This window comes from Dyadobacter sp. CY351 (genome assembly GCF_021502625.1).
Classification (GTDB): Bacteria; Bacteroidota; Bacteroidia; order Cytophagales; family Spirosomataceae; genus Dyadobacter; species Dyadobacter chenhuakuii.
In genome coordinates this window covers 590,638-609,990 of record NZ_JAKFFU010000003.1, presented here as the reverse complement: position 1 = coordinate 609,990, position 19,353 = coordinate 590,638, and the positions used below count along the sequence as shown (strand labels likewise).

18 protein-coding genes are annotated in these 19,353 nt (G+C 46.9%); 6 read left to right on the top strand and 12 right to left on the bottom strand.

The features are described from left to right. Nucleotides 1-44 precede the first annotated feature (44 nt). The 8 genes from L0660_RS08055 to L0660_RS08020 form a co-directional block, all read right to left on the bottom strand. On the bottom strand, nt 45-353 hold the full coding sequence (locus L0660_RS08055; RefSeq protein ID WP_235159017.1) for a DUF6916 family protein: 309 nt from the start codon (nt 351-353) through the stop codon (nt 45-47). Then, nucleotides 335-838 carry a GNAT family N-acetyltransferase gene (locus L0660_RS08050; protein ID WP_235159016.1) on the bottom strand — a complete coding sequence of 168 codons (504 nt, stop codon included), beginning with the start codon at nt 836-838 and terminating at the stop codon, nt 335-337. Before L0660_RS08050 ends, L0660_RS08055 begins: the two co-directional genes overlap by 19 nt. Nucleotides 839-886: 48 nt before the next feature. Beyond that, a complete protein-coding gene (locus L0660_RS08045) occupies nt 887-1,405 on the bottom strand; it encodes a phage tail protein (RefSeq protein ID WP_233798684.1) in 519 nt (172 codons plus the stop codon). A 43-nt stretch (nt 1,406-1,448) separates the two neighbouring features. Further along, nucleotides 1,449-1,955, bottom strand: a complete 507-nt coding sequence (locus L0660_RS08040; RefSeq protein ID WP_235159015.1) for a phage tail protein — start codon at nt 1,953-1,955, stop codon at nt 1,449-1,451. 42 nt (nt 1,956-1,997) lie between these two features. Then, the gene (locus tag L0660_RS08035) at nt 1,998-2,513 is read right to left on the bottom strand and encodes a phage tail protein (protein WP_235159014.1); all 516 of its coding nucleotides are present in this window, start codon (nt 2,511-2,513) and stop codon (nt 1,998-2,000) included. A 213-nt stretch (nt 2,514-2,726) separates the two neighbouring features. Beyond that, complete coding sequence (locus L0660_RS08030) at nt 2,727-3,593, bottom strand: class I SAM-dependent methyltransferase (RefSeq protein ID WP_235159013.1); 867 nt, start codon at nt 3,591-3,593, stop codon at nt 2,727-2,729. A 123-nt stretch (nt 3,594-3,716) separates the two neighbouring features. Then, nucleotides 3,717-4,619 carry an AraC family transcriptional regulator gene (locus L0660_RS08025; RefSeq protein WP_235159012.1) on the bottom strand — a complete coding sequence of 301 codons (903 nt, stop codon included), beginning with the start codon at nt 4,617-4,619 and terminating at the stop codon, nt 3,717-3,719. Between the two features lie 11 nt (nt 4,620-4,630). Then, complete coding sequence (locus tag L0660_RS08020; protein WP_233798679.1) at nt 4,631-5,326, bottom strand: siderophore-interacting protein; 696 nt, start codon at nt 5,324-5,326, stop codon at nt 4,631-4,633. A 272-nt stretch (nt 5,327-5,598) separates the two neighbouring features. Between L0660_RS08020 and L0660_RS08015 the strand changes: the two genes are divergently transcribed. Continuing rightward, nucleotides 5,599-8,103 (top strand): phosphocholine-specific phospholipase C, encoded by a 2,505-nt coding sequence (locus L0660_RS08015; protein WP_235159011.1) that lies wholly within the window; start codon nt 5,599-5,601, stop codon nt 8,101-8,103. A gap of 31 nt (nt 8,104-8,134) precedes the next feature. Here L0660_RS08015 and L0660_RS08010 read toward each other — a convergent pair whose 3' ends face one another. After that, complete coding sequence (locus tag L0660_RS08010; RefSeq protein ID WP_235159010.1) at nt 8,135-9,364, bottom strand: exo-beta-N-acetylmuramidase NamZ domain-containing protein; 1,230 nt, start codon at nt 9,362-9,364, stop codon at nt 8,135-8,137. A 184-nt stretch (nt 9,365-9,548) separates the two neighbouring features. Between L0660_RS08010 and L0660_RS08005 the strand changes: the two genes are divergently transcribed. The 3 genes from L0660_RS08005 to L0660_RS07995 all read left to right on the top strand — a co-directional run bounded on the left by L0660_RS08005 (nt 9,549) and on the right by L0660_RS07995 (nt 10,932). Beyond that, entirely contained in the window at nt 9,549-9,908 is a 360-nt protein-coding gene (locus L0660_RS08005; protein ID WP_235159009.1) for a DUF4174 domain-containing protein, read from the top strand. Nucleotides 9,909-10,027: 119 nt separating this feature from the next. Next, the gene (locus L0660_RS08000; protein WP_035360399.1) at nt 10,028-10,462 is read left to right on the top strand and encodes an antitoxin Xre-like helix-turn-helix domain-containing protein; all 435 of its coding nucleotides are present in this window, start codon (nt 10,028-10,030) and stop codon (nt 10,460-10,462) included. 2 nt (nt 10,463-10,464) lie between these two features. After that, nucleotides 10,465-10,932 carry an RES family NAD+ phosphorylase gene (locus L0660_RS07995; protein WP_235159008.1) on the top strand — a complete coding sequence of 156 codons (468 nt, stop codon included), beginning with the start codon at nt 10,465-10,467 and terminating at the stop codon, nt 10,930-10,932. Between the two features lie 47 nt (nt 10,933-10,979). Here the strand turns inward: L0660_RS07995 and L0660_RS07990 are convergent, their stop codons facing one another. The 3 genes from L0660_RS07990 to L0660_RS07980 form a co-directional block, all read right to left on the bottom strand. Continuing rightward, complete coding sequence (locus L0660_RS07990) at nt 10,980-11,828, bottom strand: helix-turn-helix domain-containing protein (RefSeq protein WP_233798673.1); 849 nt, start codon at nt 11,826-11,828, stop codon at nt 10,980-10,982. Between the two features lie 96 nt (nt 11,829-11,924). Beyond that, nucleotides 11,925-12,830 (bottom strand): alpha/beta fold hydrolase, encoded by a 906-nt coding sequence (locus L0660_RS07985; protein WP_235159007.1) that lies wholly within the window; start codon nt 12,828-12,830, stop codon nt 11,925-11,927. Between the two features lie 194 nt (nt 12,831-13,024). After that, nucleotides 13,025-14,269 (bottom strand): phthiocerol/phthiodiolone dimycocerosyl transferase family protein, encoded by a 1,245-nt coding sequence (locus L0660_RS07980; RefSeq protein WP_235159006.1) that lies wholly within the window; start codon nt 14,267-14,269, stop codon nt 13,025-13,027. A gap of 265 nt (nt 14,270-14,534) precedes the next feature. Between L0660_RS07980 and L0660_RS07975 the strand changes: the two genes are divergently transcribed. Further along, nucleotides 14,535-15,467, top strand: a complete 933-nt coding sequence (locus tag L0660_RS07975) for a D-2-hydroxyacid dehydrogenase (RefSeq protein ID WP_235159005.1) — start codon at nt 14,535-14,537, stop codon at nt 15,465-15,467. Nucleotides 15,468-15,577: 110 nt separating this feature from the next. Next, on the top strand, nt 15,578-19,312 hold the full coding sequence (locus L0660_RS07970) for a DUF4347 domain-containing protein (protein WP_235159004.1): 3,735 nt from the start codon (nt 15,578-15,580) through the stop codon (nt 19,310-19,312). The last annotated feature ends 41 nt before the right edge of the window (nt 19,313-19,353 follow it).

Below are 19,353 nucleotides of genomic sequence, written 5' to 3'. Positions count from 1 at the left end.
AGTAAAGAACAAGGGCATTGTCAAAAGAGACAATGCCCTGGAAATCAGGAGAAGACAGCCTCGTATTTTACGCCGCCCTTGTCCCTCGCGATCGGGACCAGAAACACTTCCAGCGGGCCTGACTGAGGATGTAAAAGTGTGTAAATTCCTTGCTGACGGGGACTTTGGTCGCCCGGGGTTTGCAGTACTACCGAAAAAGCGCCTCTTTCCAGCGGAGAGTAGGTTTCCAGTTCGGTTATTTTTTCCACACTGGCCGCAACAGCCTCACCATTCGCAAATTCAATGTTCAGCGTCTGACCCAGATGATCCTTGAAGTCCTGGGCAGTTAGTTTGCTTAAATCGTATGTTTCCATTCCATTAAATGATAGACTCCGTTTGTTTCGCTTATTTTATTGAACCCGAGCCGGTTATAAAGGTTTTTTGCGGGGTTGAAGCTTTCGACATGTATGCTCAGCGGTTTTTCGGATTGGGTCGAAAGCTGCATCAGATCTTTAAGTATACTGCTTCCGGTCCCGTAATTCCGAAACGCGGGAAGCAGGGTAATGTCAATGATCCGCATGCCCCGCCCTTGAAAATTTTCATGCACATACAGCCTGCCGGCACTCGATTTATTTTTACAAATCACCCAAAAATCGGCTCCTGAATAGTTTTTCTGATAATGGCTGTGCTGCGCGTCAAACTGGCTTTTGATAAATTCACGCTTCATCGTCTCGCTCCATCCGGGCACTTTACTCATTTCTTCCTCCCGCGTACTCGCATACATGGCAAGCAATGAGGGCATATCTGACTGGTCGATGCGGCGTAGCGTTATCTCCGGGTGGCCTGGCGTAAATTCCATTAATCGGTAAAAATTTTCAGTTGATAAATTTGGGTGATGCGTGCAGCGCTACGGCCGCGGTGGAAACACTCCTTGCAGCGCTATGCAAAAATAGGTGGTCAGGTAAGGCTGCATATTGTTGTGCGGCTGACTGCCGCCTGCCTCGCCGATTGAGCTGGCAGACATATAGCCATTCGGACTTCCACCGAGAAACACAGCACCATTAACAGACCTTGCGATCGTGTGTCCCGATGGGTCCGAAATTTCTCCCGGCTGCGGTGTAATGTTTACTGTGTGCCCATGCATAGGAATTTCCGATTCCAGGAGCGTGACCGTTTCCGAGCCCCCGCTTTCTCCCAGGTCGTGAAGCGATAGGCCAGGGCCCTGGCCGGGATGCATGGGCGCGCGTCCTTGCAGGTCGGGCAATGCAAAATTGGATTTACCATCACCGCCATACGTCGTACCCAATAGGGAGAATAATGCTGTATTTTGTGAAATGGGAAGATATTGTCCGTCGCACCACGCCCAGCCTTTGGGTGAAAAATTGAAAGGGACCATTCTAATTTCTGCTACAAATGGATCTGCCATTATTAAATATGTTTGAGGTTATAAAAAAGGGATAGGAGTATGCTTAGGTAGGAGAGGGGAATATGCCAAAAAGTGAAATGATAAAGCTTACACACAGATAAGGCTGGAAGTTTGTATGCGGTAATGAGCCTACGGTAGGACGAATGCTAACCGGGCTCATTGAGGCAGCAGACGGTGGATCGCCCATAAACATCTTCACCGAAGATGAATTTCCGATAACAGCATTGAGAGGTTGCGCAGAATTTGCGCCATCCGCGGAAGCAAACATGGGGTGCTCATGTGCCGGGATTTGGTTGACTATCAGCGTAATTTCTTCCGCGCCCCCGGGTTCGGCCAGCATAAATCCGTTTCCCTGGTGCACCGGCAGGCGTCCACGCAGGTCCGGAAGACAAAATGTAGACTCTCCATCTCCACCATAAGTAGTTCCGATCAACTGAAAAAGGGTCTCGTTTTCGGAGATAGGCAGAAGTTGCCCGTCGCAAAAGGACCATCCGAGAGGGGCAAAATTCCCTGCGAACATCCTGATTTCTCCAATATAAGGCTGCGCCATTATTTTTTTAATTTAAATGATGGAATAAAAGATCGCTAATGACTAATTCTGGCTTGGAAAAATGCCCTGTAAAGCGATGCAAAAACTGATTGTGAGAAACGGCTGCATGTTTAAATGCGCCTGACTGCCACCGCCGCCGCCAATGGTATTTGGAGCAAGTTGGACCAGATTGGCTGCCGTATTCTGATAGAGGTCGTTGGGTTTGGAGTTGGAAAACAGGTTGTTGAGGGGATTGTTTACATTGTTGTCTACGCTCCCGGTATCCAGTTCGTTCAGCAAATGCGAGTGTTTGGGAAGCTCAGCGACGCTCAGGGTGTGGGCCTGTTCACCGCCCCGTTCTCCCAGATTATGTCCCGCGCCCACGTGAATCGGCGTGCGGCCGCGATAATCAGGCAGTGCAAAACTGACACGGCCATCGCCGCCGAATGTGGTTCCCAGAAGAGCAAAAAGGGCCTGGTTCTGGTTAATGGGCATTAACTGCCCGTTTGCCAGCGCCCAACCCTTGGGAGCAAATGAAAAACTGACCATTCTGATTTCTGATAAAAATGGTTCTGCCATAAGTAAAAAGGGGTTAAGGTGAAATTGGAAAAGAAGAAGCCCGATACAATCCGAGCAAAATATTTACGTCAGTAATATTGAAATATTCTGACAAAAAGTATAGAAATTCTTATTTTGCGGTAAATGGCAAAATCCTCCGGCAATCTAATTAACTGACTGACGGAGGATCTAAAAGTCGGGAGGTGCGTTTGCCTGTTTGGAGAATTTATCGCGTTATTTACTTGGAACTACTGCGATCACATCCTGCCAGCTATTCCAGCCTTGCTCAGCCCAATATATGACGCGCCCTTTTTTGTTTTTTTGTATAAAATTAAAAAGCCACTTTGGGTTCGTGAGCGAATCTCCATAAACAGTTGTACCATGCTGGTGGCAGTAACCAAATCCGGTTGCGAGATATCCCGCTTCTATAACATGCCTGCGACGGCTTCCCTTTTGAACATGACCGTAGCAAAACCGCCCATGCGTTGTAAATATTAAAACGCCATCTTCCTTCAATAACGATATCAAAAATTCATACAACTCTTTGAATCTGTTGCTGGATAAATGAGTGAAAAGCGAGCCTACCCAAATCACATCGAATTTTTGAGAGACATTAATTTCCGCAAACTTGTCTTTTGACAAAAATATTTTGGCATCGAAAGTTTTAGCACAAAAATCCAGATGTCGCTGTGTAATTTCACTGCCGTAGAACTCAGCATTTGGAAAGTATGCCTTCGAGAACCGCATGACTCGTCCATAGCCACACGGGAAATCCAAGACATGTTTTACCAGCAATGGATCTTTTCCTGCACTGAGCAATGCTGCTGCAATGTTTTGCAACGCAGAAATTCCCGTTTGGAAATACGCTTCCTCATGACCTTTTACGAACATCTCGTCGTCCGGGTCAATTGTTAAATTAATCTGTGACGCGCCAAGCTGTTTATCAAATACAGACTTGCTCAAAAGTTGTTCTACTAAATTCGATAGCATGATAGGTAAGGTTTGATTTATAGTGCCTATTTTGGAAAGTTCGCGTCTGATTTTACTTTGCGGATTTGTCTTAAGTGCCGGTCTAGGTGTCCCCATTGATAAATGCTTCATTTTCAGTTGAGTTAAAGTTCAACCTAAAACTAGTGCAAATCAAAAAGCGGAAAGAAAGCAATGAGGAAACGGTCGTCTTATTGAGCGAACGGGAAATGACTGCTGATATTGGCAAGTGAACATTTATGCCTTTAAGGCGGCACTTGCGTGCTTTTGTTTTCCGGCACCAAGCGTTTTACGGAAGCTGGCGGGCGATGTTCCGATTGTTTTGCTGAATAGCCGGATGAAGTATTTATGATCTTCAAACCCAAGTTGAAATGCAATTTCTTTCACACTCTTTGTAGTATAAAATAGCAGGCGCTGTGCTTCCCGCAGCACTTCTTGTTTGATCAGCCAGGTGGACGAAAACCCGGTTATAGACTTGACCGTGTCGTTGAGGTAACTCACTGTAATGTTCATCTGTGCGGCATAATCTGCCGGTTTTTTCAACGTATGAAAATTCGCCTTAACCAGGAGATTGAAATTTTTGACGATATCAACACTCCGGGAGGACACGGCCTGGATACGCTCATTTTCCTGGTATTGAAAAATATTGACAACGCTGTAAAACAGGGAGTTAAGCAGAGACTGGATTAACTGTTGCCGGAACTGCGCTGGTTTCTCTTCATTTACTGCTGCGGATAGCAAGTTGAAAATGCGCACAAACCATTCTTTGTCAGCATCATTCAGCAGGATGATAGCAATGTTTGCAAGAGAATGTTCGATCACCACGCGGGCGCTTCGATCAATATACTTTGCATCAAAAGCAACCGCCCAGCCAGTGACTTTTTCTGCATGCCGGAAATCATGGACCTGCCCGGGACACGAAAGTAAAAGTGCGGGCTGGTTGATGTCCACGTCCTGGAAATCGATTGACCCGCCCATAGATCCTCCTTCCAGCAGGAAGCAGAAATAGTGATCGTGACGGTGAGGGCCCCGGACTCTATCAGACATAGCATCAAAATAGGCTTCTTCGGAAACCTGGCCAATCTCAATGCCAGTCATGCGGTGTTGCAGGTGACGGATTTCTATTTCTTGATTTGTCATTATATCGGCTGTTAAGACCAAAAACCATAGCATTTGATCCGGGCACGTACATTTGGGTTTGCTTTCAGTTTGACTCTCAGCGTTTTCATTAGGGTAACATTTCCTGCAATATATATTGAATTATAATCCGCCAGGTTTTTACCGAGAAACCATTGCTCCAAACGATCAAAGCCGATTTTTTCTGAACATTCAACAAAATGAAATTCAGGGTTTTCTTCTTTAAAAATCTCTGGAATTTCATAGGCGCTATGCACGAGTACAGCAACGTCCAGCGGATGTTCACAGCGGTCGGTAAGCTGCTTCAATGCCAGGAAATGTCCGATCGCACTGGCATCGGCAAGGCATAATACCGGCCCGTTTTGGGATGGAAGCGATGCGGCGTGGGCGGCCCCAAAGAGAATTTTGTCGCCCGATTTAAGTGTCCGGACCCAGCGACTCCCTGCACCTTTATGTCCGCTATCAATGAACATTGTACAAATATTTGTTTCCGAGTTCCAAAGCGCGGGCGTGTAATCGCGGTATTCGAGCGTGTCCACCTTGCACTTCAAGCGTTTGATCGAGTCCCAGCTATCCAGGTCAATGTCTGGAAGATGCAAATCAATTTCAAATATATCTGCTCCGGGCCAGGTCCTGATCGCCACCACCATGGCTGTATCAAACATTCTTTCCAATAAACCCGATGCCGCTTTTTTAATGATATCAACCATTTTTTACCTTTCTGTTTTTCAACAAAGATATTTGTGAAGGAGAAGCCATTTGTCCAACAAAAGGCATGAATAGGTGGACTAAAACGGGTAAGTCGGCATTTTATCGAGCACTAACATCCACGAAACGGCATTTGATGAGCAAAAACACAACATAATGTTAATCCAGGGAGCTTTGTTTCAAGTCTGATTGAATCGTTTTTTGCAAAAAAATACATGAGCTGTTGTTCATGGTCACATTTTGATTAAAGCTTAAAAGCAGAGTGATAAATTCAATGGATTCCAGAAGAGATTTTCTAAAAAAAGCAACCATACTGACAGGCGCAGGCGCGTTGTCGAACATGTTACCGCCTGTTATTCAAAAAGCACTGGCGATCGATCCTGCGCCGGGAAGCACTTTTTATGACGCCGAGCACGTCGTTTTCCTGATGCTCGAAAACCGTTCGTTTGACCATCAGTTAGGCACATTGCAGGGCGTAAGGGGTTATAATGATCCACGCGCGATTGACCTTCCTGATAAAAATAAGGTTTGGTTCCAGTCGAATGAAGCGGGCCAAACTTATGCGCCTTTCCATTTGAATGTCAAGGATACGAAGGTTGCCTGGATGGGCTCCATTCCGCACGGCTGGTCGGATCAGACGGATGCGATGAACGAAGGGAAATACGATAAATGGCTCGACGCCAAAAAGCCAGGCAAGAAGCAATACGCCGACATTCCGCTCACGATGGGTTATTGCAACCGCATCGATTTTCCATTCTATTATTCTATGGCCGATGCGTTCACCGTTTGCGACCAGAACTTTTGTTCGAGCATTACGGGAACGCATCCCAACCGCTATTACTGGATGACAGGGACGGTCCGGGAGCAGAACGAACCCGATGCGAAGGCACATCTCTGGAATATCAGCAACTATGTTTATCCCGAACTCGAATGGAAAACATATCCTGAAAGGCTCGAAGAAAATGGCATTCCCTGGAAAATTTATCAGAATGAAATTACCATGGGTTACGGTCTGAAAAGTGAAGAAAGCGGCTGGCTGAGTAACTTTGGGACCAATGTATTGGAGTATTTCAAAGAATACAATGTGCGCTTCCACGAAGGCGGGATCGCAAATCTGCAAACAAAAAAAGAAGCGTTACTGGAAACAATTGCGGAGCTGGAAAAACAGCCTGCGGACGAGCAGTCGGGCAAAAAGCTTGCAGCTGCCAGGAAGCTGCTTTCCAACATTGAAACGGCTCAGCAGAAGTTTAATCAGGACACATTCAATGCGCTTTCTGCAAAGCATAAGAATTTGAATACCAATGCATTTACCACCAACATTAACGACCCTGACTTTCACACGCTAACACCATTGCAGTACAACGATAACGGAACGGAGCGGACGCTGAATGTCCCGAAAGGCGACGTATTCCATCAGTTCCGGGCCGATGTGGAAAGTGGAAAACTACCTGCCGTTTCCTGGCTGATGCCGCCCGCACGTTTTTCCGATCACCCGGGCGAGCCCTGGTTCGGCCCTTGGTATGTGAGTGAAGTAATGGAGATTTTGCTCAAAAATCCCGAAGTCTGGAAGAAGACGATCTTTGTCCTGACTTACGACGAAAATGATGGTTATTTCGATCACGTTCCTCCTTTTACTGTTCCTAATCCCTACAAAGAAAACTCAGGCAAAGTATCCGCGGGTATCGATCCGAAAATGGACTTTGCAACAAACAGTCAGCAAACGAATCCGTCGATGAACGATAGCAAGCTCCGTGAAGGGCCTATCGGACTGGGTTACCGCGTGCCGATGATCGTTGCCTCTCCCTGGTCCCGCGGCGGCTTTGTGAATTCGGAGGTTTTTGACCACACATCTTCTTTGCAGTTTCTTGAAAATTTTATTGAGAAAAAATTCAATAAAAAAGTAAAAGAAGAGAACATTACGCAGTGGCGCCGAACTATCTGCGGCGACCTCACATCCGTTTTCCGGCCTTACCTGGGCGAGAAAATCGAGCAGCCTGCGTTTTTGAATAAAACCGAATTCATAGAAGGCATTCACCAGGCACAATTCCGCCAGGCGCCCGATAATTTCAAATCCCTAAGCGCGAGCGAGATCCGGGAAATGAGCAAAGATCTGCGCAAATCCCAGGATTTTCCAGTGCAGGAAGAAGGTGTTCGCCCGGCCTGCGCATTGCCTTATGAGCTTTATTCAAACCTGCATTTTGACAAAACGAAAAACAGCATCCGGGTGTCCTTCAAGGCTGGTAATGCGGTGTTCGGGACCAGATCAAGCGGCGCGCCTTTCAGGGTTTACGCATTGAATCCTTATCAAAACGAAACGCTGCGTGCCTGGAATTACAGCTCGGCAGCAGGCGACGAACTGCATGACGACTGGAATATCGGCGATTTTGAAAATGGCAACTATCATCTCCGCGTTTACGGCCCGAACGGTTTCTATCGGGAGTTTAAGGGTAACTCCGGCAACCCACTGCTGAAAGTGACTTGTGATTATGAATCCAAAAACGCAAAATTGACCGGCCATGTAGTAGTGAACATTCAAAATCTGGACGCGAAATCCCACAGCATTATCATAGCCGACAACAGTTACAAATCGGGCGCGCAAAACAAAACCATTGCAGCCGGCGGAAAGGCCACAATGGTTTTAAATTTATCCAAAAACTTCAACTGGTACGATTTCAGCGTGAAAGTTGCAGGCAACGAAACATTCGAAGAACGCTTCGCGGGACACGTTGAAACCGGCTCAGTAACCAAGACGGATCCGTTGATGGGCGGGGTGGTGTAGGTTTATTTCAGGGGAAGCAGTTCTGTGCCGCCTACGGATACAGCAGATATTTTGCCCTTAAGGCTTTAAATTTTTGCAATCCGGGCTCCCAGCTTTTCCGGATGTCCGCTTCCGACATGCCTGCTATGATCTGCTTCCTTAATGTATCGGTGCCGATGCGTAGGTCGAATGCAGAAATGTCCTGATTTGCCCGGCCGAGGGAGAAAAATCGCGCTTTATCCGGATATGCATTGTATAACTCTATGAGCCAGGCCAGGTTGATCTGGCGACTCGCCCGGAGCTTGTCGACATCATAAGTGCGAAGGTCAAGACCATAACACACAGAATCCTTGTGATTCGGGCGCTCGCTCATACCCGGAATGCTCACCGGCTTGTATGAAAACGCATATTGGCCTTTCAATGCTGGCGCACCCAAAATAGTAAATGGCATGAGCGTCCCCCGGCCTTCGTTGATTGCCGTGCCCTCGAACATACACAAACTGGGAAACAGCATGACGGCCTGCTGCGTGTTCAAATTGGGTGAAGGATTGATCGGAAGCGTATAGGGTTTATCATGATCATAGTTCGCAACTTTTATGATTTTGAGCCTGCATTTTTCGTTCAGATATCCCTCACCATTCAGATATTGGGCAAATTCACCGATCGTCATGCCGTGTGTCATGGGGATATAATGGATTCCTATGGCCGATTTGAACTTATCATCCGTCATCACCGGCCCGTCGACCACATATGCGTTGGGATTGGGCCTGTCGAGGATCAGCAGCTCTTTGTTGTTTTCCGCACAGGCTTCAATCACATATTCAAGCGTATTAATGTTGGTATAGTAACGGCAGCCCACATCCTGAATGTCGAACACCATCAGGTCAACATCCGCCAGCTGTTCTTTCTTGGGTTTTTCATTTTTTCCGTATAAAGAGATGATCGGAATGCCCGTTTTTGTATCCACTTCATTATTTACCACCGCTCCGTTACTCGCATTCCCCCGGAAACCATGCTCAGGCCCAAACACTTTTACAATGTTAACACCCAGGCTCAGCAGACTGTCCACGCTGCTTTTATTGCCGATCAAAGAACTCTGATTGGCAACCAGAGCGATTCGTTTTCCTTTCAGATATTGCAAGTATTTGTCCGTCTGGTCTGCGCCGGTGATAATTCCCCGCTTATCCGGTTTATTTTGTTTTGAAGATGCAGTTTGCGCGTTACATTCTATGCCGCGCATGGCCAGGAGCAATAAAAAGGATATAAAAACCGATCTGATCATTTGTGCAGGGTTGATTTAAAGTCTTTAAATGTAGAATCTTTTCCTGTTAAATGTGAGATGATAATGATTTTACCTGTTTCAAAACCGGGACAATGCTAAAAAACAGACCGTTCTTTTAATTGGTCAGTAAATTGCTATTAAGTTGTTTATTAATCTCACCGGCAACTTAATTACACACCTCAGTATGAAAACATTATTTGGACTAATATTCATCGCATCTATGATCACAGACCAGCCCCGCAAGGTTCTGCTTTTTTACAACGAAAGTGGAGAAGCAAAATGGAAGTCACAGGTAGAAACGCTCAATGCTTCCAAAAAAGGAATTCAGGAGCGTGACATCGAAGTTAAGTCCATGGCTTACGCAAAGGAAAATGTCTCGGAATGGAAAAAGTGGAAAATCGACAGCACAGCCGCATTCACATTCCTCCTCATCGGCCGGGACGGCGGTGAAAAGTTAAGATCATCCGAAATCGTAAAAGCTGAAAAGTTATTCGGCCAGATCGACGCCATGCCTATGCGTAGGCAGGAGATGAAGGGGGATTGATAAAGAAGGGGGATTGATAAAGCAGATGAAGGGTGACCAGGACTTGTTTTTGCCTGACGAAAATTTTCGTTTTGTATAAAGAAAAATTTCGTATATTCGTATATTAACGATCAGAATCGATGAAAGTATCCGGCAACCAGCCTTACCACAGCTTAAAAGCAAAATTTACTTATCTTGATCTGGGGAGCAACTTTGCGATCGTTATTTCGGCACGCAAAGGTCTTCAACCCAAAGTATTCTACGATTTTGCCGAAGCCATCAAAATGCCTGAAAAGAACCTGGCAGCATTAATTAATCTTTCTTCCAGGACGATCAGCAACTACAAAGAGTCTCAAAAAAAGCTTGATCCGTTGTATGGAGAGCATTTATTGAAGTTGATTGCTTTGTTTGAAAAGGGCGAACAGATTTTTGGCAATGTGGACGAGTTCAATTACTGGCTTCAGAAACCGTTTTGGAATTCAAATGAAAAGCCGGCGGATTGGCTGGGCACAGGAGGAGGTGTAGACTTTCTGGCCGAAGAACTGGACAAGCTGGCACAAGGATATCCGGTTTAAATATGCTGATTTACAGGATTGTCCATAAAATGTATAGCGGCACTTTGTTTGCATCCGGGATGCAGGGGCGCTGGAACAGTGCCGGGAATAAAGTCTTATATGCTGCAGAATCCATTCCGTTGGCATTTCTTGAAAATATGGTAAGAAGGCAGGGAGTGGGGTTTAATGATGATTTTCAAATCATGTTTATCTCCGTTCCGGATCCCGTTTCAATCGAGGAAATCAGCGTAAATGACCTCGATCCTTCATGGAGAGATCCCAATGACTATACGGCATGCCTGCCAATAGGAGACAAGTTGTTTCATGAGGCAAAGTCCATTGCTTTAAAAGTGCCCTCCGCAGTAATGCCCGAAGCATTCAATTACGTAATCAACACCATGCATCCGGATTATAAGCACGTCACCCTCGCAGGCACTACCAACCTCGTTCCCGATCCCAGGATTGATGACATTTTAAAAAGATATCGCTAGCGGTTGGTTAAAATGTTGTGCTTCTAATGTTTCACCAGGACGCCAGCTTACCCCACAAAATTCGCCCGGAAATTGGACGGGGACTCACCGGTTTTGGTCATGAATAACCTGCTGAAATAGGCGGGGTCGTTGTAGCCGAGGTCGTAGGCGATTTCTTTGGCAGTGAGGGATGTGTGGACTAGTAATCGCTTCGCTTCGAGGATAATGCGGTTTTTAATCACCTCATTGGGTTGAGGCAGACGCAGACGGTTGAATTTGTGCGTGATGGTTTTTGGCGCCATGCACAGGAAATCCGCATAGTCGGCGACGGTGTGTTTGGATTTATAATGTTCTTCGACCAGCCTGGTGAATTTGCGGAAAAATTCCAGGTCGCTTTGCTGATCCGTCACGGCGTTGTCCAGATGCTGCCTTTTCCAGGAGCGTGTTGCACGGATGAGGAGTTGTTTGAGATACGTCCTGACCATTTCTTCCAGCGAGCTGTCATTCAAATGGAATTCCTCGATCATGTCCTTGAATAACGATCCTAAAAAAGCAATTTCGTTTGCGGAGGCCTCTACTTTCGGCATGTTCCTGATGTTGTTGAACAGAAGTCCGTCACAGGCAACTTCCTGATCGTGAATCTGAATGCAGTAGAAATCACGGTTGTAAAATATGAAATAGCCGCTTTCGTCACCCGTTACTTCCATTTCAAGATACTGATTAGGACTTATGAAGAAAAGCGTTGGCTGCTGGGTGTCGTAGCAGGCAAAATCCACTCTCAGCTTATATCCGGCTGGCAGATACAGGATCTTGATATATTGCTTGTAGTCAGGGCCGTTGATGGCGTCCATTTGGCTTTGTGAGACTTGCAGCAGCCCTAATGTCTTTGAATTATTATTGAACACCGTTGTACTCATGGCTATATACGCAGATATTAGTTAATGTTGTATTGTTTAAATGTTACCGGAAAAGCTGTGAAGCGGTCGTTCCGTTCACAGCTTTTGCCAGGGGCATTATTTCCTTGCGAATTTTTCGAGTTCGGAGTTAAATTTATCCATTTCTTCCAGGAATAAACCGTGTCCGCTTTTCTCAAATCTTACAAGGTAAGAACCTTTGATGCTTTTGTGCAGCTGTTCTGATAAAGAGAAGTCACACAATTTGTCATTTACACCATGGAATAAGGCAACGGGGATTTTAATTTTACTTAGTTCAGGACGTAAATCCAGGTCACCTAATGCTTTGATAGCCTGCGTTGTAGCGTAAGGAGAGGCGTCCAGGTTAATGCCTTCCAACCATCTTAGCGATTCTTCTGACAAACTTCCTTCCTGTCCGGCGAAGCCTTTGCCAAAACCCGATACCAGTTGCTGACGATTCGTCTTGGTCTGCTTGATCAGGTCAGATGCACCTTGTTCGGTGATGCCGTAAGGATAGCCTTCGCGTTGTTTCCATGATGGGCCTGTTGCTCCGAATAGGGCCAACTTGCTGATATGCGCTCCGTTATATTTCGTCACAAAGTGGAGTGTTACTGCGCTTCCGAGTGAGAAGCCTCCGAGCGTTGCATTTTCAATTTTCAATTTTTCCAACACCACCTTAATGTCGTCGGAGAATGTGTCGAAGTCATATTTTCCAAAAGGTCTGTCCGATTTACCAAAACCGCGGAGGGAAATGCCGATTACCCTGAACCCTTTTTCAACCAGATATTGGTATTGATACTCATACATCGCATTGTTCAGCGGCCATCCGTGAATGAGCACAACCGGCTGGCCTTCGCCGAGGTCGATCACGTGAAGCTTTACATTTTTCTCCACTTCAATGTATTCTTCCCTTCCTGCTGATGCCGGCTTGCGTGTTTGTGCGAATAGAAATTGACTTTGGATGAAAGTGAACAAGAATGCGATGGTCAAGGCAACAGTTTTCATTTGAGTAGTAAGTTTGAATTTGTTTTGATTTAATCAGCTAACCATTAGCTGATTGTCTTTGCGTTTCGACATGACAAAGGTGGCGGATTAAATCCCCTGGAAGAATGGATAAAAGGCAATGTGCCTTGTACATTTTTCCCGGAACAGGAAATCAGCGTTTCTAAAAGGCCGCTAGTTGTGTCGCTTGCGAACACTTATCCGAAAGGACATGCAGTGTGCGATTTCAGCTGAGAAGCTTCCCTAAGCATGCGCTCTATTTCAGCGAGCAAGCCGGGGATTGGATTGTCGCTTGTGTTGGTCAGGCAAAGGGCGCCGTTGGTTGTCAATGCGCCGATGGTCTGTTCCATTCCTTTTCCGGAGCGCACCATCGGACCGTAAAGTGCTTCCAGCTTCAAAGGCCCGAAATCCGTTTGATAACGCACCTTTACCAGGTTGGTCACCATAATGTGGTGGTTGAATGCGGTTTTTAAAACATCAATCATTTGCTGCATATCATTGTGCCCAAATACAATGTCGCGGAAAAAGGACAGATAGCCGTTTACATATTCCGTTGAATTAGTCCCATCAAGCCCGGCTTTTGCAAGTCTGGCCAGATCCCAGAATGTTAATTCCGGCTGTTTTTCAAAAAACACGGATTGCGTCGTGATATTCAGGCCAAAGTTATCGTCCAGATTCAGCGGCCCTCTTGTGCAAACGGGAGAGACCAGTTCCATTCTGGCATCATCCCATTCTTTGCGCATCTGCCTGGACGCCAATAGCACTGCTGCACAAATGGCACCGTGAACGGTTGTGTTTTCTTGCCTGGCTTTTTCCAGCAGGTTCCGGGTAAGTTTTTCAGAAATACGGATGGATGAAACCAGCGGCTGCACAATGTCCGTTTTCATTTTCAGTTCCAGGACTTCGTCTGCGGTCTGGGCAGGAACGTCGTCCGGAAGGTTAAGCGTCTGGTCGTTGGACACTTGCGGTTGCATGGGTTCTAGCTGTTTTCCGGTGACGGCAAGCAATATATCCCGGGTCAAAAAGCTCAATGACGACCCATCAGCAACGGTGTGGTTCGCTACCAGAATCAGGACAGTGTGCTCTGGTTTCTGCACCAGAACAACCCTTAATAGCGGAGCTTCTTCCGTATTAAACCGCACAGAAAGCTCCTTCTCGACTTCTTGTTCCCAGCGGTAATCCTGCTCCACATGCACCACCCGGAGCGGAATGGTAATACCTTCTACATGCTGCAATACAGGCCTCGACAGCTCATCCAGGGTAACCTTCACAGAAAGGTTCGGGTGGCGCTTTTGTGCCATATCCAGTGCGTTGCGCCATTTTTCAATGGGTAATGTGCCCGAAATGTCTGCGGCGAGCGCGAAGTCCTTGGAATCGATCTGATCCAGCAGCCAAAAGGCTTTTTCGAATGCACCCAGGGTGCGGTTCTGTTGTCTTTTCATGATGTATTATGAGTTATGATATGGGCGCGGGACATTCCGCTACCCTTTACTGAATGCAAAATTGGCAGGTTGGAAAGCGGGATAGAATGGACAAAAGTCGAGCAGTCATGCACATTTCGCCATCCTGTTGCATTCGCTGATTCTGTTTTCCAAAGTCCGTTACGAATACGAGTGGCAACAGGCCTGCTGGCGCGGTTATTTAAGAGGGCAGCCACAAGCGGATGCCCGGCTCAGGAGGCAATGATTCTTACTTTAACCGAATTTTATGAAGATTGTTATTTATGCAGACCTGCAAGAAAAATATTTGAAAGAACTAAAAAAACAGCTTCCCGATAATGCTGACATCGTAACCAAAGGCGAGCTTTCCGATGAGGAAGTGATGCAGGAGATAGCGTCTGCTGAAATTCTGATTGGTAATCCACCTGCGGATTCTTTCCAGGACATTCCGGAAAGCCTTAAATTCTGGCAACTCGAAAATGTGGGTTTTGAGCAGTATAAGGACATGAAATTCAAGGGTAAGGCCGCTAATGTAGGTGATATGTCCGCCGCAGCATGTGCCGAGACTATCGTTGCCGGCATCCTTGGCTTTTACAGGGGCGTGCATCTCATGGTTCGAAATCAGATCAACAGAAAATGGGAGGGGGAGGCGGTCGAGAACGAACTTTCCATTTTAGGAGAAAAAGAGGTAATTATCCTGGGATCCGGGGCCATCGGTGAAAATGTTGGCAAAATGCTGGAAGCATTCGGATGCAATGTGCAGATGACCGCGAAAAGCGATCCGGACGCAGACATTCATTCCTTTGATGACCTGCTTGCCCAGCTTCCGGATACTGATTTAGTAGTCAATACATTACCTGGGAATTTGGATAAATATGCGGGCAAAGACTTCTTTGATGCCATGAAAGAAAGTGCGCTTTACGCAAGCATTGGCCGAGGCAACACCACCGATGAATCGGCTTTGATCGACGCTTTGGACAGCGGCAGATTGGCTGGTGCTGTCCTGGACGTAACGGAAAAGGAACCACTTCCGGAAGATTCCAGACTTTGGTCAATGACCAATGTAATACTTACCCAGCACACAGGGGCGGCGCACAAAATGCGGGATCGCGATAAGGTTGCCAAGTTTGTCGATAATGTTCAGAAATACCTGAAAAACGAGGAGATTGCCGATGAGGTCGATCTCTCGAAGGGTTATTAAATAAGTGGGAAGAGGAGAACGTACAATTAAATAAAGTTTACTTCATATATGGGTATGAAAGGTGTTGATTTCAGTTTTACCTTATAATCAACTATTTCTACTCCCTATATATGAAGAAACGAACCTTTACGCTCTCCCTTTTTTTACTTTCCTTGCTCGCTTTTTCGATAGTAACCTATCAAAAATTCAGCCGAAAAACAGTTTCCGACCTGGTCATCATTGACGAGTCGCTGAAAGACTTTCGCTCCCTGGCGGATGGGCTGAGCCCCGGATCAGAAGTGATTTATGTTTCGAATAGCCGGGAAGGTTTTCGCAAATTAACAAAACAGCTTACTGCGCAGGGCAAGGCCGAACGCGTGCACATTATAACGCATGGTACGGACGGCAATTTTGTGCTTGGTCAGACCCAGCTTAATGATGCCAATATTGCGGAGCACAACAGCTTTTGGCAAAGTTTGGGTAATGTACTTGAAGTGGGCAAATCAAGTTTGCTTATTTACAGCTGCGAGCTTACTGCAAGCCGCAGCGGAGAGGGTTTCGTACAGCGGATCCACCGTATGCTCGGTGTGCCCGTGGCCGCTTCCAACGACCAAACTGGCTCAGCTCGCCGCGGCGGAGACTGGGACCTCGAATATGTTGTTGGTAAAATAGTTAAAGAACACGTCTTTACGATCTTGAAATTCAATGGCTTACTTGTGCCTGCCTTCTCACAGCTGACTGGCGGGTCAAGTCCATTCAGTGCCATTACAATTTCTGGTGATGATCAGCTGATCTACGGGGATTTTGATGCGGATGGTGATATTGATATTCATTCCTATCCGGGAGGAACCGTTAACGAATTTTGGCAAAACAACGGCAGCGGATCATTTGCAAAAGTGACCGGTTCTGCGGATCCATTTGAAAAAGTCAATGAGAACGCAGTTTTCTATTCTGCGTCGGGTGCGTTTGTGGCGGACTGGGACAATGATGGCGACGATGATATCTACGTCCCGATGCGTAACTCCAATCAGAACGAAAAGAACTTTTATTATCGCAACGACAATGGAAAATACGAGTTGCTGAGTGGCGCTTCGAGCCCGTTCAGCGGCATTAATGTGAGTGGTAACAACCAGCTGATCTTTGGAGATTTCGACAATGATGGAGATGTTGATTTGCATAACTATCCTGGAAATGATCTTGATAATCAGTTCTGGCGCAATAATGGCAGCGGCGCGTTCAGTAATGTGACGGGCTCGCAAAATCCTTTTGATGGTCTGCCTGGCAAAGCTGCTTTTTCAAGTGCGCAGTATGCCCACGTTGAAGACTGGGATAATGATGGCGACGTGGACATTTTTGTAAGCAGGGTCGGAGGAAATTCGGTGAGAGACTACTACCGCAATGACAATGGCGTATATTCATTAAAGACGGGAGGTGAAAATCCTTTCAACGGCATGACAATAGCCAGTGATAACCAGATTCTTTCCGGGGACTTCGACTCGGACGGTGATATCGATCTGCATACTTCTGATGGCTCGGTAACGCTTGTTTTCTGGCAGAACAATGGCAGCGGCGCTTTTACGCAGGTGACAGGCGCAGGCAACCCTTTCAATTCGCTTCCGAACTCGGGCGCTTTTTATAATAATGCAATGAAATCGTTCGTAGCCGACTGGGATAATGATGGCGATGCGGATGTGTTTACGACCAACTACACCGGAGCAAACCAGAAGTATTTCTTCCAGCAGAACGGCACTCCACCCCGGATCACTGCTACCAGCCCGACCAACGCTGCAACGGGGATATCTGTGAGCAGCAACATTTCGCTGACATTTAGCCAGGCAGTTACCGGTGCAGCAGGCAAGTACATTCAGATCCGCCGCCTGTATGACGATGCCGTTTTTGCCACCATTGCCGCGAATAGTGCACAGGTAACCGGCAATGGCTCAAATACGATTACGATCGATCCCGCAACAGACCTGGAGGGTGGAACAACTTACTATGTTATCGTTGACAAAGCCGCATTTGCCGACACCGAAGGCCGCATTTTCGAGGGTGTTAGCGGTGCTACCTGGCTGAGATTTACTACTGGTATACCTGCCGTAGCGCCTACTGTTACCACGGCTTCCGCGAGTGAAATTGCGCTGACCACCGCCAAAGTCGGCGGTGAAGTGACGGCCAACGGCGGTGCTGCCGTCACGGATTATGGCATTGTGTGGAGTACATCAGCGGCTCCTACTATTGAGCTGTCCAATAAGGTTGGGATCGGTTCCGGCAATGGTGCTTTCAGTACAACAGTGACAGGGCTGCCCGCAGGAACGCGCATCTATCTGCGTGCTTATGCAACCAATTCAATAGGAACTTCCTATGGCAGCGAAATTGATTTTTATACGCAAACAAGTGTAACTTCGGTTACCCGGCTTTCCTCCAATCCGACGAATGAGGGCACTGTCAGTTATCAGGTTGTGTTTGCGCAAAGTGTAACGATCGATGATGCTTCTGTTTTTACACTGTCGACCAGTGGTGTTTCCGGCGCATTGGTTTCAGGCATTTCGGGATCGGGGACAACGTATGATGTTACTATAAATACAGGAAGCGGAAACGGGAGCATTAAGCTGGAGGTGACGGGACTAACCGGTACGATACCCAACCTGAATGCAGCATTCACCTCGGCAGATGCCTACACGATCTATAAGGTTTCAAACGCAGGTGATTCTTACAGGACGGCGGTCACAGATGGCACCTGGAACACTCCGGGCGACTGGCAATCTTCTCAGGACAACAGCTTTTGGATCACGGCATCTTCTTTTCCCAACGCCAGTGCGGCAAGTACAGTCATTACCAGCGGGCATACCATGCGGATGCCGGATAACATTTCCTTTAACGTAAATAACTTTACTGTGAACGGGCTGTTGCAATCGGGCACTGGGGTACATTCCGTTAGCGGCAGTTTCGACAACAATGGCGAGATCCGCGGCAATGCCACATTTTTACACAATTCGTTTACCAATGCAGGTACGCTGGCCCCGGGTGAATCCCCTGGCACGCTGGCGTTTGCGAGCGAGTTTGCGAATACAGGAACGCTGCTGGTAGAAATCGGCGGAACCACCGCTATTACAGGTTATGACCAGTTTCAGTCAGGGCCATTTACCGCAGGAGGGACGATAACAGTATCATTTATCAATGGTTTCACGCCTGCACTGGGTGATGCATTTATTCTTCTGGATGCAGGCATCATTACCGGGACATTCGCAACGGTAAACCTACCGGATATCGCGCCATTGATCTGGGAAACCACCTATACCGACGGCAAATTCACCATCAGGGCCATCATCGATCCTATGCCGGTTACCCTTGTGGATTTCAAGGCTTCAAAAAATGAATCCGCCGTGGAGCTGGCTTGGACAACTTCAAGCGAGGTCAATAGCAGCCATTTCGAAATTCAGCGTAGTGCAGAAGGAAAGGTTTGGGAAAAAGTCGGTTCCGTTGCTACGCGTAACGAAAATTCAGAAATCCAGCGTTACCGCTTTATTGATCCGCTGCCGCTGCATGCCGACAACTTCTACCGGCTTCGTATGGTCGACACCGACAGTACGTTTGCTTTCAGCAAGATAGAACACGTGCGCTTCGCAGATTCCAAGGGGCAGGTGAAGGGTTATCCCAATCCAGTGACAGACAGGGTTTTTCTCGATGCTCCTACTGCCGGGACCATACAGTCGGTGCAGATCTATTCAACATCCGGCTTGCTGCATTATGCGGGAGAATATACAAGTGCAGGCATCGATGTAAAAGCGCTGCCAACAGGTATTTTTATATTGAAAGCGACCGGGGCCGACAACAGGGTTTCAACTTTTCATTTTGCAAAACACTGAACTGACCTGATTTACATTTTGTATAAAACTAAAAACGCCCG